This is a genomic window from uncultured Vibrio sp., assembly GCF_947488985.1.
Classification (GTDB): domain Bacteria; phylum Pseudomonadota; class Gammaproteobacteria; order Enterobacterales; family Vibrionaceae; genus Vibrio.
On record NZ_CANLBV010000098.1, the window covers coordinates 1 to 14,504 of the forward strand.

The window sequence follows — 14,504 nt, forward strand, 5'->3', positions numbered from 1 at the left end:
ATGACAGATACCGCCTTAGTTGGCGGTATCTGTGTTGATATTAGAAAGTCAATGAGTCGGTTCGTAGACGCTTACAGATCGCTTCTTGAATGAAGGTGAATTAAAGCAGTTCTTCAGTATCGCTAGAGAGAACAGCACTAACTTTAGCCGTGATAACTATCTAGCTTGTGCATTATTGGTTTGTTTAGGGGTGCGTAAATCTGAATTGTGTGAAGCTAAATGGGAAGAGTTTGAGCTTGGGAAAGGCTTGTGGCATTTGCCTAAAGAGCGTAGCAAAACCAATGTTGGCTTTACTATTCCTTTAGCACCAGAAGTGTTGAAATGGCTTGAGGAGTTAAAGATAAGAGGATTTGGCTCTGAGTATGTCTTTCCTAGCCGAAGGGCTAGCAAGAGCCCTCACATGGGCCCCGACACGCTTAACAGAGCGATTACTAAGCTATTTGGTCATGAAGCAGGTAAGAAGAAACAACCGCCTAACTTGATGGGCAACATGCCGCACTTTACGGTACATGACCTGCGCCGTACTTGTCGTACGCTACTGGCAAAACAAGGCACCCCCGGCCATGTGGCCGAGAGATGCTTGAATCACAAGTTAAAGGGTGTTGAGGGTATTTATGACCAGTATGATTATTTGGAAGAACGAAAGAAAGCTCTAGAGAGCGTTGCAACTCTAATGACTCTGCTTATCAATCATAGCGATTAAGAGCTAAGGGGAATTGCAATTACCCATTGCTGATATTATCTCTTTAAAACAGTATCTCTTACACGTTGCACAATTACCGCATCATGGCTAGTAAAATGATTCAAGCTTGAAAGTTTTGTATATATTGGGCTGTTCGTAAGCTCAAATTCATCCGCATAGACATTGATCGCATTGAGCAGCCAGCCACCAAGTGCAACTAAACCACCACCCTTTACTCCTGCAGACTCCATTCCTGCACCAGCAGCTATAGAAGGAAATCCTGATATATTGAGTCTCGACATTCTGTTTTTATTTTTTTCAATTCTAGCAACGTCTTCCTTGAGGGCTCTCAACTTGTGAAACCGCTCACCTTCATCCATATCTGCGAACTGATTAACAATACTAGGTAAAGAACGTATTAGACTATTGGACAACGCTGAGTCGAGTTCAAGAATATTCATATCATTATCAATAGCGAATATCTCACCAAGCAATGTGCCCAACTCAGATTCTTGAATTTGCTTCGATTCAGCATGAACACCATTGTAAAAGCCACTGATCACCTGACAGGCCGTTACCTCTGAATATTGCTCCCCATCAAAAGGAAAATGATGAGCCCCTAGTCCTTGGGCATATTCATACGCCATCGCTGCTGTAGATAATTCAAGATGAATATCCCGCCCTCTGCGCTCGAAACCTTTGGCTGCAATGCTAGATACCCCCAGTCGATGCGTTGATACAGCCCCCTCTTTATTGACTATATATTCACCATATTGCCATTGCTCCGAAAGTACTTTCGTAAGGTTTTGTATTGAGGGTGTTTCAATACGAGAACACTGATGAAGGAAGTGGTATTGCTCATCACTTGAGAATGTGGTTCCAATTATCCCTGACTTATTCTGTATACCTCGAATCGTTGAGGCAGCAAGCCGCCTTGAGAAAATTATTGAGTCTGGAGCAACCATAAGGATATCCGCCAGTAACTCTTGAGAGTAACGGTGGAGATTCTGTGGCGCTACAAACAATAATCGACCACGTGCCACCAGCTCTCGAAACTCATGTTTGCCCAACTTAAACATCTTGTAAAAGTGCTCTGCGTCTTTGTTTAAAGGCAATGCAATTATGACCTGCTCGTAGAGAGTTAAGTAAACCCTCAAGTTCTGACGCGGAAAAACAGATGCATCCACGAAGCAGCGTGACTTTTTCTCTACAAATTTAGGCAAAAGGAACGGAGATTTTTGGTCTGCCTCATCACCACTGAATACAGATTGTCGATTTTGAGCCCAAAAGTCCTCATCCTCTTCATACCTAGTTAGCAAGGGTTTGGAGAACTGGTTTTGCACCAAACCACTAGCCGTTAGCATTAAGTTATTATGCTGATTAGGTTCATACTCAACTTCACCGGGATATTCACTAATTTCAGGCTTATGCTCAAAAATAAAATCATACCCTTGGTAGCCGATTGATTCACAAATCAACTGTATTTCATCTTTATCTATTTCAGCTAACTGCTTTTTAGACATAAACCGAAATACGTTCGTATTAAACTTAAAATCAAAATGAAAGGGGTGATACTTACGAGGTATGTGCAAGTTTAGGTCATTAACTACTTCATGTACGGTCATTGGTTGACCATAAGCTAGCGTCTTTTCCAATCTACTGCGTGACTCTATTAAACGATACCCATCCTCAATCTTACTCACTATCTTGCCAGTTGGTATACCTGCGGTATGGTACATTCGATACTGCTCATTAAGTTCATCAAGCAGAGTGTTATTACCTTCAACATCCGATATAACGGCATACAACTTTTCACCATCAGTAAAAAGCCCTTTATGAGTATACTGGTGAGTATCAAAACGAAATCGCTCGTAGTCATGTCTAATTACATCCATGACAGGAATACTAAAAGGAAACAAATCTGACATACGCTCTGCCTTAAATGCAAAAGAACACGCCCTTAGACGTGCTGTATTCATAGGATAATCTTGGCTTAAATGGCTCTTACATTTAGACAAACACAATCTTTGATTGCTTTTATTTTTAATTCCCTTCGTTCGAGACTTCCACCACGGTTGGGGTGGCGACCTCAGCCTCAATGATGGTTCGCACTTCCGAATACAAATCCACATCTACCTCGGGTACAGATAATGATACAACTAGCGCATATCGAGCTTTAGAATCATATCTTTCATGGGCTTTGCGAGTTTTCCACCAGCCCTTTGCGGGGTATATTGCAATCTTACCTCTAGCAGCCAAATCAGCAGCACTGCCACGCCAAACATCTTTATGGATAGAGCCTTTATGTCGTTGCTGTTTGCCTATGAGCCAATTACTATCCTCAATAACATCAGGCTTCTCCCCTTCTGCCTGTGCATTAATCCTTCGCATAAACTGGGCATCAGATTCACCATGATGTTTTACATCAAATCTTAACTGATGACTTGCGTAGTTATATTTATCTAGGACATTGCGACTTGAAGGGTTGGGTTCAATAAAGTATGAGAGTGTAATCGTCAACTCAACATCCGCCTCACCGATTTTCAACAACTCTTCTTGCGGCCATGGCAAATCATGTAAGTGCATATCCTTCGTTCTTGTATCTTTAGAGCGAGGCTTAACAAAAGGTTGTAACTCATCTTGAATCACCATTGATAATGAGTTGTCAGCACTGTTTATCGCCCTCTCAATGCTCGGCACACCGAACCCTACTTTCCTGACTAACTTCACCATATCTGATTTCTTTATGGTATTGCCGCGTTGTGCAGAAATTAATGTATACATTGCATCCGTCCAATCTGCTGAATGTACGGTTAAAGCCCTGACAGTTTCAGGCCAAAGATCATTGTACTGGGTTTTAATCTGTGCAGAGAACCTTGCCGCCAATGCAGTAGCGGCACTAGTGGCGTGGGTTGTTGTGAAGAGCTTCTGAGAGTAATCACTATTCGTTGTTAATAGGTGTAGGTCAGGCTCACCACCACAAAATCCATCCTCGGCTTTCGCTAAGTTTCCGCCCTCAAATACCACTTCTGGTTTGAATGGGGCGTTACTTTTATCCCAACCCAGAGACGTTGTTGAGTATGGAGACAAGCCACCACTAGGGGCTAAAGGAACTAAATCAGCGGAGAAAGATAGTTGGTCTTTTTCTGTAAATGCACCAACCGTCAGAACATTCCAAGCCTGAGCGGGATCATGCACATTACTTAGGTAATTAGCATTAGGGTAATCTACTTTTGCATCTAACAGAGCGTTTCCAGCGCACACTGTAAACAAACGCGGCGTTAAACCTTCACCTGAGAAATCTACGGCAAGCATATCCATGGCACTAGACCATGATGACGGTCGCCCCCTATCTGTGCCTATGCCAGATGAAAGTGACATAGAGAAAACTCTTGAGCGTTCAGGTTTGTATATTTCCATTTCAGATACAGCATTCGTTGTAACTATGCCTAGAGGTTTACCAGCATTATCGCCATTAAATCTCATAGTTTTGACCGACTCTAATCGATGCTCAACCACCTCAGAATTTGATGAGCTCAACCGCTCGGTCATATCCCCCCACATAGCTAAGCCAGCCATACTGGTCCCATGCCCCAAAGAGTCGGTAGGGTCAGTATCTTCTGTAATTGTTCTCTGGTCAGACAGCGTAGAGAAGGGGGCTAGCAATGGGTGCTCAACATTAACACCTGAATCTATAATGCAAACATACGGTGATTCATCGGAGGTGTTAGAACTAAGACGCTGTAACAGTTCTTCAGTCCACTCTCTCTGCTCCTCATTTGGCATTGCAGCATAGAATTCAGCGGTAACTTTCGGGAATCGAATCTCAGCAACTCGAAACAATAAAGCGGCATTTTCTTCCAGTTTTCTTTGACTCGTGTGCAGTTGAATAACGGTATGCTCAGGGAATCGTAGCTTATGATCTGACACTCTCATTTCAGCTATATTTGCCAGTCGCGTAAAGTCAGCCAAAATTTCTTGATAGTTATTATGCGTTTGACGAGACTTTCTAGGTGTAGCTAACCAAACTTCCCACCATACACTTTCATTTTTATCCTCAGGTAACAGTGTTTCATCATCCGCCCAAATAGCAGCAAAAGTAGCACGCTTAATATTCTTTATTGAGTCAATGAGTTTCTGGTGATCACCGGCCCTTCCACCCGCTAAGGTTCTACGTGCCTCGTATTCATTGAGTTTCTTTTGATAAAAACTCAGTTTTCCTTCAGGAACGAACGCGGTTGCTATTGTTGTTTTATGCCCATCTTCAGACTCAACTGTCTTGACGTTATGCAATACAATACCCTGAGGGTCATTTGCCAAACTTTCTACGGCCATCTCTACGTCAGGGAAGCTTTCAAACTCAACCTGAATGCCTACGCCCATAGTCATTTCATCAGAAGGTACTAATTGCTTAAGTTCAGAGAATTCAGTCGCAACAGATCGGATATTTTGGCGAAGGTGAGCACTATGAACAGAGCGATCTTTAGCAGGAATAGTTGCCGGCTCTCCACCACCTCGACTCGGTGAGGTAAACTCGTGGGAGCTAGCTGAGGAATTAAAAAAGAAGTGAGGTTTATCAAATTCGTTTCGAGCCATTAAAGTTCCTTCTTATTCCATAAAGTGCTGGCTAATACTCTTTCTATCTTCAATTGCCTGCTGAAGCATTGTGATGGTAATTGAGCTATGGTCGTGGATAAGCATTTCTTTAATTGCATCATTTGCAGCTAGAGTAATCTCAGCATTACTCAAACCTTCGGCAATTTCTGGAAGTCGCTTCCATGAAAAGTTCTTCGCCACATACGAATGCAAGCGAGTTTGGAAAAGTTTGACTATTTCATATTCTGTTGGCAGTTGATATCGAATAACATCATCAAATCGACGAAACAGTGCATGATCTAACGCTTCAATGTGGTTGGTAGCACAGACAATAACGCTATTAGAGTCATCTTGCTCAATCATCTGCAAGAAGCTGTTGAGAATACGTCTAGCTTCCCCAACATCGTTACTTGACCCTCGATGCGACCCTAATGCGTCAAATTCGTCAAAAAAGTAAACACCTCTAACTTCTCTGATTGCATCGAAAATCTGACGTAACTTGGCAGAAGACTCCCCAAGATACTTAGTAATTACTGCATCAAGGCGAACTTCAAATAAAGGAAAGTTTAACTCTCCCGCTAAAACTGATGCAGTGAAAGTTTTTCCTGTACCTGGCTTTCCAGCTAGTAGCAATTTTCTTCGCGGTGAGAGGCCATGGTTTTTCAGCGTTGTTAGATGCTTTTGCTCTTTAACCAACCTATCTAACCTATCTTTAACTGTGCTAGATACGATTAAGTCAGAAAAGCGCAGCTTAGGGTGTGTGGTAGTCAGTAGCCCAGAAGTATCTTTCACACCGCTTGCGATAGAAACTGGCAGGTTTTTTGCGCTGTTCTGTTTGGCCTTATCAACCAAGCCTTTTAGTTCTTGGGCAAGCTTTCCATGACCATTTCTTGCTTCATGAGCGGCGACCTGAAGCGCAACAGATAAGAACCTGTCGTCATCTTTATCGATGTGCGATTGCATCAAGGCTTTAATTTGAGTTGAGCTGGCCATGGTTACTTTCTAAATTTGGGTGAATGTTGACCTTGTAATCATACATTATAGCCTCCATTTTTACTATCAATGAAAGAGTCACCGAACACACCATAAAGTAGTGTTTTTCGACTAAATGGCTCAAAGATAAGCCTAGAACTCTTATTCCTATAATACAGTTAGTTCCCCCCTCCACTTAATACCAGCTAACTATCTGAGTTCTCCATTCTACTCATCATCCAATCGTCAACCTCACTTTCTAACCAAGCTTTGCGCTTCCCCATCACCGTAACGTTCTTAGGAAAATCGCCTGCTTTGATTAAGAGATAGATGCTACTGCGGCACAATGTTGTTTTGTCCATTACTTGTTGTAGTTTTAAAAATCTCATGATGAATTCCGGTTAGTTCAACTCATGAGATAACGAGAATGTGCATTTGATTACTCCACTACGTAAATCACCACACTCCAACTTTTTTTACATACATATCACTCCCACACATCCAACAGCTTAGGAGTGCTTTATGCCCACCTCACCTATACAATTAATTTTGCTCATCCGCTTTCATCCGACACCAGATGCCCAAGCAACTCATACAATCGACTCACCTTAAAGCCTAGCGTGTAGAGCTTCGTCTCTTGCTATCAACAGAGTGAGAGTGACTTGTTCCAAGATCGTTATACCGTCACCTCTATTTTGACCCGCTTAGCTAAAGGTGTGCACTATGAGTAAATCCACTCATGTGAGCACTCGCCAGCATATGGTGCTAGCGCTTGAGCTATACAAGCGCATACCGTATGGGTACAAAGTCACGGCTTCTGAGCTCAAAGCACAGCTTCAGGAGATAGGCATTGATAGAGATATACGAACGATTCAACGTAACCTTGATGTGTTACTTGAGTATTTTGATATTGACCGAGATACCCGTGATAAACCTTATGGATACCAACGAAAGCAAACTAAAGCTTTTGTTGGCTCCGGTACTCAAGAGGCACTACTTTTGTGTCTGGCTGAGTCTCACTTCCACTACTTAATCCCTACCCATATATCCCATACTTTCCATAGCTTATTTGAAGACGCCAATTACCATCTGAAATCTCTCGGTCAGGAATCGAAAGAATCTCAATGGCTGAGAAAGGTTGTATTTCAAAATGCTTACCAGCTAAGTGAAAATGTCAGCTCTGATATTAACGCTAAGATCTGCCAAGGGCTCTATCATAATCGTTGGTTAAGCCTGCACTATTACTCTAAAGGAGGGCAACACAGAAAAGATGTCATGCCATTAGGCCTTGTACAACAGGGTAATACATTGATATTGGTGTACCGCCAAAAGGGAAATAATGGTGCTACTTTTGTTGATGTCAGCCATATTCACAAAGTCACATTATCAACCTTCACGTTTGCTTACCCACAAGACTTTGACTTGCAACACTCAGCATCGGAATACACCAATACAGTGCATAAGCGTTATACACTCGAATTCACTATTACTAAACAAGCTGGTGAACATCTTTACCAAACACCACTTTCCAACGACCAACGTATCTCTGAGTTCGATACGTATTTACACATCACTGCTACGGTTTCTAATACACCACCGTTAGTGGCGTGGCTAGAAGCACATAAACCCCACATCACCTTTGTAGAACAACAACCTACACCACCGTCAATTAAAAGCCCCCAACTGCAAACCACTTCTCTAAATAGCGATAGCGGTCTCAATTAGTACAACCCCATGCGACACCAGATGCCCAACCTATTGATAACCTGACAACAAACAGGGATGTCACATAGGGTTGCCGTCTTTCTATGTGATCCACTACGACATAGACGGGGAGAGAAGTTCATGACCATTAACGCGATTCGACCATTACTTAACAAGCGCCGTTGCCTAGCTTCATTTAGCTGTGAATATTGTGGCGGTAGCCACAGTTCAACCTGTGACATTTGCGATATGCCTCCATGCCGATGTGCTTGCTAGTACCACACGTTTAATACCCACCATTAGCGGTTTACGAAAGTAAGCCGCTTTTGCTTTCTATGCATTTATCCCTGCAAACCATTTTATTAATAAAAAGGAATTTCCTATGAAAAAGACGTTAGTTTCTGCGCTTATTACAAGTGCAACCCTTGCTGGTTGCGGTGGTGGTGGCTCATCTGAGCCTTCATCACCATCGAACACTACATTGTTATCCGGTCGTGCTATTGACGGCTATATCGTTGGTGCCACTGTTCATTATGATTTTAATTCAAATGGTGTTGTCGATCCTGATGAGCCATCAGCTATCACCGAGGCTGGTGGCGTGTTCACTATTGAAGGTGACATAACCGAAGAGCAGGAAGCCTGTCTTGAATACGTCCCAGTGATCGTAGATGTGCCTGTCGGAGCTATTGATGAAGACTTAGGGGAAGTGACTCAAGCATATGTACTTAACCTGCCACCAGCGTTCACGTTGCCTGAAGAGGTAGCGAATGGCTCCGTGAACATCACGCCACTCACAACAATATTGTGGGAATCGGCTAAACAGACGGTTGAAAGAGAGCAAGGCGCGGCGTATAGCTGTGAATTAGTGAAAGATAATGAACAAGTTCGCAATGCCATAAAAGATGCCATGCGTAACGTAGCGGGTGATTTAGTTTGGCATTTCAATATCTCAGAGGAAGAGCTGTGGAGTGATTACATAGCGGATGGTAACAGTGCGGTCTACGACATTGCTGAGCAGCTTATGGCATCCATTCAACTTTCATTTGAAGAAACTTATGAATTGTCGCTTCAGTACCCGTATGCGCATATCAATGTAGCTCACTACCTTAACGACCCAACGGACTGGCAACGCCAAGATGATGAGCCGTTGTGGTACAAATCGGTCTCTATTCGCCAAGGTAGCTTTTGGTCTGAATCCGTCTATGCGGTAGATGAGAACTGGCTACCCGAACGTTTGGTTAGAAACTACCTACAAGAAGACAGTATCACTGATTTTGGTACGGTGGGTTATGTGAATGAATACCGTAACATGAGCTCAGATCCAAGCTTTGACGATTACATTTGCAGTAAGTCAGAAACCTTAGTTTCAAAGGTGGCTGACACTGACAATCAATACGGCATGGATAACAAGTCATCGTTCTATGATCTTAGTGAATTGGAGTGTAATGAGGTTAGTTTGACTGATTCAGCTGATAGCCAAAACATGACGCTTTCTACTGCGAGAGTGAGTGGTGTGTACGATGAAGAAGGGAGCCGCTACAAGTGGAATACGGTGCCAAGTGAGTACGCGCATTGGTTAGGCTTCAGTGCAGATGTGGAGAACATCGACATTGATGCATTAAATGCTGATATCGCGGTACTACCGCAAGCTTATGGCGCTCAAGATTCTGTTGGGGCTGATTGGTGGGAGCATACAAAGCGTTATAAGGAAGGCGTATGAGGACTTGCTTCTAGACCGCTCAACCTACAAAGCACGGTTGAGTAAGTATGCCTTCTATCACATCTACAATGTAGGTGCTTATTCATTTGCTCCTTATAAAGTAATGTGGGCTGAACAAAGCGGTACGTTCAAAGCAGCAGTTTGCTCTAGCAAAGAAGTACCGTTGGTTGGGGTGCGTCCATATGTTCCTGATCATAAGGTTTACTTCGTAGATTGTGAGTCAAAAGAAGTCGCACACTACATTTGTGGGTTGCTGAACTGTAGTTTGGTCAAAAACTACATTGAAAGCCATACGATTTCAATTCAGGTTAGTAACGTATTCAAGCACTTAGAGTTGCCTAGATTCAATGAGACGTGTAAAGATTCCGCTCGTCTAGCTGTACTGTCTGAATCATTACACACAACCGAAGATACCGACGCTTTCGAGGAAATGCTCACAGAATCGAATAATTTGGCAATGGGCATATTAAGCCGATAATCTAAGAGGCGTGGGGAAAACCACGCCTCTTCTTTTAGCTCACAGAAGTAGCGATGCTAAAAGCAAGGAAGCTCATGAATCTTGCCTTCCATGATTAGAATGATTAAGTCAAATTTTGAGTAGGCCAAAATCAAGAGTGTGAAGATAAACGCGGAATGGGGCATAAGTTTGTTAGAAAAAAATGGCATAGAAGGAAGCTGTAATAGCTTCCATCCATTATCTGTCAATCAACATTATCGCGCTCACCAATCCTTTCTAACACCCAGTCTGTCACCTCTTCTTCTACCCATGCCACTGAACGACAACCTAGTGACACAGCTTTCGGAAATTGCCCTTCGCTCATGTACTTGTAGATGGTAGAACGTGCGAGGCTAGTTAAGGTCATTACTTCTTTTAGTTTGATTAATCTCATGATGAAATCCGGTTAGTTCAACTCATGAGATAACGAGAATGTGCATTTAATTACTCCATTGCGTAAATCACCACACTCCAACTTTTTTCAACCACACATTACCTTTCTGAAGCCAGCCAGTCGCAGGCTTCCATTTATGCACTTTTCTTAAATAAAACAGAGCAGGAGGCACTTATGCCGTTTGTGTTCATTGCAGGCTTTATCGTTGGCGCAGGCTTGTACCACATCAACAAGGAGGCGAATGGTGAATCCCCACCAACCTACTAAGACCTTAATCGAATTGTTCATCTATGGCGTAGTGAGTGGTTACAACTGGGCTAAACGACAAGATAAACAGCGCCCATAACCTAAAGCGGCCCAGCTTGGTTGGGCTGCTTCTATGGGGAAGGATTCCATTATTTTTTAGCCACATATTACTTGGATGCACATACCTTTAACGCACAAGAAGGAAAGTACATGCATTCAAATCAATACACGCCAAACGAACCAACAGAGCTTCGTCAAATCCTAGAAACCGCAGCGACCATGCTCGCAGCGAAGTATGCTCGGGCAGGGTCATTCACCAGTCCAGAAAACACTAAGCAATATCTACAGATGAAACTGGCGCATTACGACAGAGAAGTGTTTGCCGTGATGTTTCTTGATAATCAAAACCAACTGATTGAATACAAAGAAATGTTCTTTGGCACCATTGATGCCGCTAGCGTTTATCCAAGGGAAGTCGTTAAAGAAGGATTAATGTTGAATTCGGCGGCGGTTATCTTTGGTCATAATCACCCATCTGGATTACCTGAGCCATCACAGGCCGATCGTAGAATCACTCAACGTCTCTCTGATGCTTTAGCATTGGTTGATATCCGAGTATTGGATCATGTCGTCGTAGGTGAGCAATGCGTGTCCTTTGCTGAGCGAGGTTTGCTATGAGCCAAACCACACCACATCGACTGCTGGTGGAATACCTCAATGCTCTTACTGAGCAATTAGATATCCCTACCTTTGCATCACGGATCGCCCTTAACTTTCGAGTGTCGAGCTACTACCAAGATCGTAGTGGTTTTCATCCTGTAGAGATCCAACTCAATAGATCGACAAACCAACCAGACAACACTCATTGGAGCATCGTCTTTTTTGCTAGCTTTGCTTACCCAGACGAGCAAACCGAAAAGATGGAGGTCGAGCTTTACTTCAATTTTCTGCGTGGATGGTTCTACCAGCCAGATATTGAACGCTGTGAACTCCACCAGCCACAAGTAACCAGTCTATATCAAAGCTATGAGCGGTCTTTCCTCAAGCAAATTCAACAAGGCTCCTTTGACGGTATCCAAGCAACACTCGTCAATGTCGACACTCCTACGAAATCATCTATCGCATAAGCATCAACCAAGGAGGCATACCATGCCAGCCGCAATCAAAATTCAAACGATTCAGTTTCAGCCTTGTGTGCTGCCTATCTCAACTCGCTTTCATAACGCTATTACTAAGCAGGTTCAGGAAGCGAGTCTTGATTACTATTCAGATACCTTAACCATTAACTTTCGTGACACGAGCTATAACGCTGAAGCTGGTGGGTATCATCCAGTAGAAATCATGATCCGCAATGAAGGTGATAAGTGGCGATTCTGTTACATCACCGACTTTGCCTATTCTGGAGGTATCTATCCAGAGCTAGCCATCGAGCTTGATTTCAATATTGAGAGCAACACATTTAGGCAGATGTTTTTATCTCCTTGCGCTCTAGCACACCGAGAAGTGAAATCATTCTATCGAACATGGGAAGGTAACTTTTTGGAGTATTTAGCTGATGGTGTGTTTGACCAAATCAAAGTCACCAAGAGTTGAAAAGCACCCAAGTTCCCATTTTAGCAATTTGGGAACTTGCCAACCTTTATGGAACAAGGCTTTTCGTTTCTGGTCTGCTTTGAAGTTCCTCTAATCATCATTTTCATCGAAAAAAGGAAGCTGCGTTATGGCAGAAGTTCAAGCGGTGAAAAACCGTGACACTATCCAGCTCATCGGCCACTTATTAGAAATACGGCATAGTAAGCAAATGTCGGATATCTGGAATGTTGGTATCAATCTGGCTTTACGGATTTCGGATTTACTGGCGATTAAGTTCAGTGACATCGAAGAAGACCGTTTAACCATCCGTGAATCTAAAACGGGCAAAGTAGCCCAGATTGCATTAAACCCAAGAAGCCTAGAAATCATCCTTCGCATTAAAAAGGAGAATCCACACCACATCTACTTGTTCCAATCTTACCGAAACCAACAAGCGATAAACAAAGCTGCCAACCCATTGAGTCGTCGATCTGTTAGCCAAGCGTTTTCATCAATTGGTGAAGAGATTAGTTTTCCGTTGGGGACTCACTCAATGCGAAAGACCAGAGGCTACCACTTATACAAAAGCACCAAAGATATTGCACGAGTGATGCGAATGCTTCGCCATAGCTCCGAAGGTGTCACGCTGCGCTACATTGGCGTGACACAAGATGACATTGATAATGACTTTAGGGAGTTAGTATTATGAGCAAACAACAAGCTGTCAATTGAGTTAAGGAGATGTAAATTGGAGCGAAAATAGAATTCAGTTGCATGAATCTTAGTTTCAAGAGGGATAAGCTCCCTCTTTATTTTTTTGAATAAATGAGTTAGGTTTGTCCTGAGTTTCAGTTCATGAAAGCAGCACCCATGAAGCAATATGTCTCGAAAGCATATTGTTAGCATCTAAGCCCATCTTTGGGGTGGAAACCACAGACTCAAAATCGTTGGTGAGGCTAAATTGTTATCATAAGGATAGCTACATGGAAATGAAATCTAACGTTACAACCGTCACTCTAGAGCATTTGAGATCAATAACTCTCACTACTGGCACTGAGGAAAGTTTCAACAAGGAACTCGATAAAGTACCCTCATGCACTGTCTTCGACCTATGGGATACAGGTGATCCAAAACGTATACTCGCTGAGAATACTATCAAGCCAGGTAAGTTTTATCATATCCTTCTTGGCAAAAAAGCATCGTATGGTCCAAAAGCAGGTAATACAGCAAAGTACAGAAGGCTACATTCCTCGCTCGAAGTTATACAACATCTGGCGCATCGCTTACCTGTCGAAGTTTTAGAAACTAGCAGATATGATTGATTCCATAATAAAAGATTTCACCATATTAAAAATGATGTTGGCTTCTAATATTCTCATTTCGTTACTAATAGTAATTCTAGTTTAAAGTAAAGGGCTATAAGCCCTTTTTTCAATTTTGACTTCGCTACATAACTCAGCCGATAGAAGCAACCAGCGTATGCTAAGTGTTTGTTGGAATCGTAAACGCAAAGACAGTATGGTGGATGATCAGAAAAATTCACCAGCCAACTTTAGTCAAAGTGTTCGGGGGTTTCAAACTCAAGGTCATGCCTGAGTAACCATCAACGCTAACCCACTCCGAGTCCCACCAAATACTTTAACCGTACGATAAGTGTTATCGTTCTTGAAGCTAAATCAATCCCTTCCTCGGATTACTGCATCCAAAGTTACGGCGACCATCACCAAGTATCTTAGTCTCATTCTTTGCCAAGTAAGCCAGCCTAACTGCTACTTCATTTAAATCTTTCTGAAATCGTGCTGATGGGTGATTACGGTTCAACGTATACATTGGACGTTCAGGGATATGAACTAGCCCCACAATCTCATCTGCCGTAAGCCCTAATGCACTAGCCCATGCTCTGTTTACCATACAAGCAAGAGCTCCCTCGTAATGAAGTCTACCAAACGGATAGTAAGCATCCTGATTCACTATCAATACAACATGGTAATGTTCATTGTGACTCGTACTACGTTCCCTTACCCAAACGTAATTTAACGGACACGGGTGCGGCGTTTTTCAAGGTAGTTGTCATCATTTGCTTACTTATTAAGCAGCTTCTCTTTCTGGGTTTAGGTGTACT

13 protein-coding genes and 2 pseudogenes are annotated in these 14,504 nt (G+C 42.8%); 9 read left to right on the top strand and 6 right to left on the bottom strand.

Annotated features, from left to right (window positions below; all coding sequences use genetic code 11):
- Positions 1–76: 76 nt before the first annotated feature.
- Positions 77–703, top strand: a pseudogene (locus tag Q1A70_RS16535) (site-specific integrase); the annotation flags it as partial.
- Between the two features lie 35 nt (positions 704–738).
- Here the strand turns inward: Q1A70_RS16535 and Q1A70_RS16540 are convergent.
- From Q1A70_RS16540 to Q1A70_RS16555, 4 genes are all read right to left on the bottom strand, one after another.
- Entirely contained in the window at positions 739–2,610 is a 1,872-nt protein-coding gene (locus tag Q1A70_RS16540) for a hypothetical protein (protein ID WP_299697407.1), read from the bottom strand.
- Between the two features lie 115 nt (positions 2,611–2,725).
- Positions 2,726–5,278: a S8 family peptidase gene (locus Q1A70_RS16545; protein WP_299694041.1), complete on the bottom strand. Its 2,553-nt coding sequence runs from the start codon at positions 5,276–5,278 to the stop codon at positions 2,726–2,728.
- Positions 5,279–5,290: 12 nt separating this feature from the next.
- Positions 5,291–6,271, bottom strand: a complete 981-nt coding sequence (locus Q1A70_RS16550; RefSeq protein ID WP_299694044.1) for an ATP-binding protein — start codon at positions 6,269–6,271, stop codon at positions 5,291–5,293.
- 185 nt (positions 6,272–6,456) lie between these two features.
- On the bottom strand, positions 6,457–6,639 hold the full coding sequence (locus Q1A70_RS16555) for an AlpA family phage regulatory protein (RefSeq protein WP_299694047.1): 183 nt from the start codon (positions 6,637–6,639) through the stop codon (positions 6,457–6,459).
- Positions 6,640–6,973: 334 nt separating this feature from the next.
- Here Q1A70_RS16555 and Q1A70_RS16560 point away from each other — a divergent pair, with 334 nt between their 5' ends.
- The 3 genes from Q1A70_RS16560 to Q1A70_RS16570 all read left to right on the top strand — a co-directional run bounded on the left by Q1A70_RS16560 (position 6,974) and on the right by Q1A70_RS16570 (position 10,152).
- Positions 6,974–7,975 (top strand): WYL domain-containing protein, encoded by a 1,002-nt coding sequence (locus Q1A70_RS16560; RefSeq protein WP_299694050.1) that lies wholly within the window; start codon positions 6,974–6,976, stop codon positions 7,973–7,975.
- A gap of 361 nt (positions 7,976–8,336) precedes the next feature.
- Positions 8,337–9,674, top strand: coding sequence for a hypothetical protein (locus Q1A70_RS16565; RefSeq protein WP_299694053.1), 1,338 nt, complete (start codon positions 8,337–8,339; stop codon positions 9,672–9,674).
- 4 nt (positions 9,675–9,678) lie between these two features.
- The gene (locus tag Q1A70_RS16570; RefSeq protein WP_299694056.1) at positions 9,679–10,152 is read left to right on the top strand and encodes a hypothetical protein; all 474 of its coding nucleotides are present in this window, start codon (positions 9,679–9,681) and stop codon (positions 10,150–10,152) included.
- A gap of 223 nt (positions 10,153–10,375) precedes the next feature.
- Here Q1A70_RS16570 and Q1A70_RS16575 read toward each other — a convergent pair whose 3' ends face one another.
- On the bottom strand, positions 10,376–10,564 hold the full coding sequence (locus Q1A70_RS16575) for an AlpA family transcriptional regulator (RefSeq protein ID WP_299694059.1): 189 nt from the start codon (positions 10,562–10,564) through the stop codon (positions 10,376–10,378).
- Between the two features lie 456 nt (positions 10,565–11,020).
- On the opposite strand from Q1A70_RS16575, the gene radC reads away from it, so the two are divergent.
- The 5 genes from radC to Q1A70_RS16600 all read left to right on the top strand — a co-directional run bounded on the left by radC (position 11,021) and on the right by Q1A70_RS16600 (position 13,704).
- A complete protein-coding gene (gene radC, locus Q1A70_RS16580; protein ID WP_108091908.1) occupies positions 11,021–11,488 on the top strand; it encodes a DNA repair protein RadC in 468 nt (155 codons plus the stop codon).
- The gene (locus tag Q1A70_RS16585; RefSeq protein ID WP_299694070.1) at positions 11,485–11,937 is read left to right on the top strand and encodes a DUF2787 domain-containing protein; all 453 of its coding nucleotides are present in this window, start codon (positions 11,485–11,487) and stop codon (positions 11,935–11,937) included. The genes radC and Q1A70_RS16585 overlap by 4 nt, the downstream gene beginning before the upstream one ends.
- A 22-nt stretch (positions 11,938–11,959) precedes the next feature.
- Positions 11,960–12,403 (top strand): DUF2787 family protein, encoded by a 444-nt coding sequence (locus Q1A70_RS16590; protein ID WP_299694073.1) that lies wholly within the window; start codon positions 11,960–11,962, stop codon positions 12,401–12,403.
- A 127-nt stretch (positions 12,404–12,530) separates the two neighbouring features.
- Positions 12,531–13,091 (top strand): tyrosine-type recombinase/integrase, encoded by a 561-nt coding sequence (locus Q1A70_RS16595; RefSeq protein WP_299694076.1) that lies wholly within the window; start codon positions 12,531–12,533, stop codon positions 13,089–13,091.
- A gap of 274 nt (positions 13,092–13,365) precedes the next feature.
- Positions 13,366–13,704, top strand: coding sequence for a hypothetical protein (locus tag Q1A70_RS16600; RefSeq protein WP_299694079.1), 339 nt, complete (start codon positions 13,366–13,368; stop codon positions 13,702–13,704).
- A gap of 349 nt (positions 13,705–14,053) precedes the next feature.
- On the opposite strand, the pseudogene Q1A70_RS16605 reads toward Q1A70_RS16600, so the two are convergent.
- Positions 14,054–14,419: pseudogene (locus Q1A70_RS16605) on the bottom strand (inovirus-type Gp2 protein); the annotation flags it as partial.
- Between the last annotated feature and the right edge of the window lie 85 nt (positions 14,420–14,504).

What these genes read in the sequence shown, in the direction of transcription:
- Q1A70_RS16575 (WP_299694059.1), bottom strand. Translation starts at nt 10,564, where the DNA reads ATGAGATTAATCAAACTAAAAGAAGTAATGACCTTAACTAGCCTCGCA.
- Q1A70_RS16600 (WP_299694079.1), top strand. Translation starts at nt 13,366, where the DNA reads ATGGAAATGAAATCTAACGTTACAACCGTCACTCTAGAGCATTTGAGA.
- Q1A70_RS16555 (WP_299694047.1), bottom strand. Translation starts at nt 6,639, where the DNA reads ATGAGATTTTTAAAACTACAACAAGTAATGGACAAAACAACATTGTGC.
- Q1A70_RS16560 (WP_299694050.1), top strand. Translation starts at nt 6,974, where the DNA reads ATGAGTAAATCCACTCATGTGAGCACTCGCCAGCATATGGTGCTAGCG.
- radC (WP_108091908.1), top strand. Translation starts at nt 11,021, where the DNA reads ATGCATTCAAATCAATACACGCCAAACGAACCAACAGAGCTTCGTCAA.
- Q1A70_RS16545 (WP_299694041.1), bottom strand. Translation starts at nt 5,278, where the DNA reads ATGGCTCGAAACGAATTTGATAAACCTCACTTCTTTTTTAATTCCTCA.
- Q1A70_RS16540 (WP_299697407.1), bottom strand. Translation starts at nt 2,610, where the DNA reads ATGTCAGATTTGTTTCCTTTTAGTATTCCTGTCATGGATGTAATTAGA.
- Q1A70_RS16595 (WP_299694076.1), top strand. Translation starts at nt 12,531, where the DNA reads ATGGCAGAAGTTCAAGCGGTGAAAAACCGTGACACTATCCAGCTCATC.
- Q1A70_RS16585 (WP_299694070.1), top strand. Translation starts at nt 11,485, where the DNA reads ATGAGCCAAACCACACCACATCGACTGCTGGTGGAATACCTCAATGCT.
- Q1A70_RS16550 (WP_299694044.1), bottom strand. Translation starts at nt 6,271, where the DNA reads ATGGCCAGCTCAACTCAAATTAAAGCCTTGATGCAATCGCACATCGAT.
- Q1A70_RS16565 (WP_299694053.1), top strand. Translation starts at nt 8,337, where the DNA reads ATGAAAAAGACGTTAGTTTCTGCGCTTATTACAAGTGCAACCCTTGCT.
- Q1A70_RS16590 (WP_299694073.1), top strand. Translation starts at nt 11,960, where the DNA reads ATGCCAGCCGCAATCAAAATTCAAACGATTCAGTTTCAGCCTTGTGTG.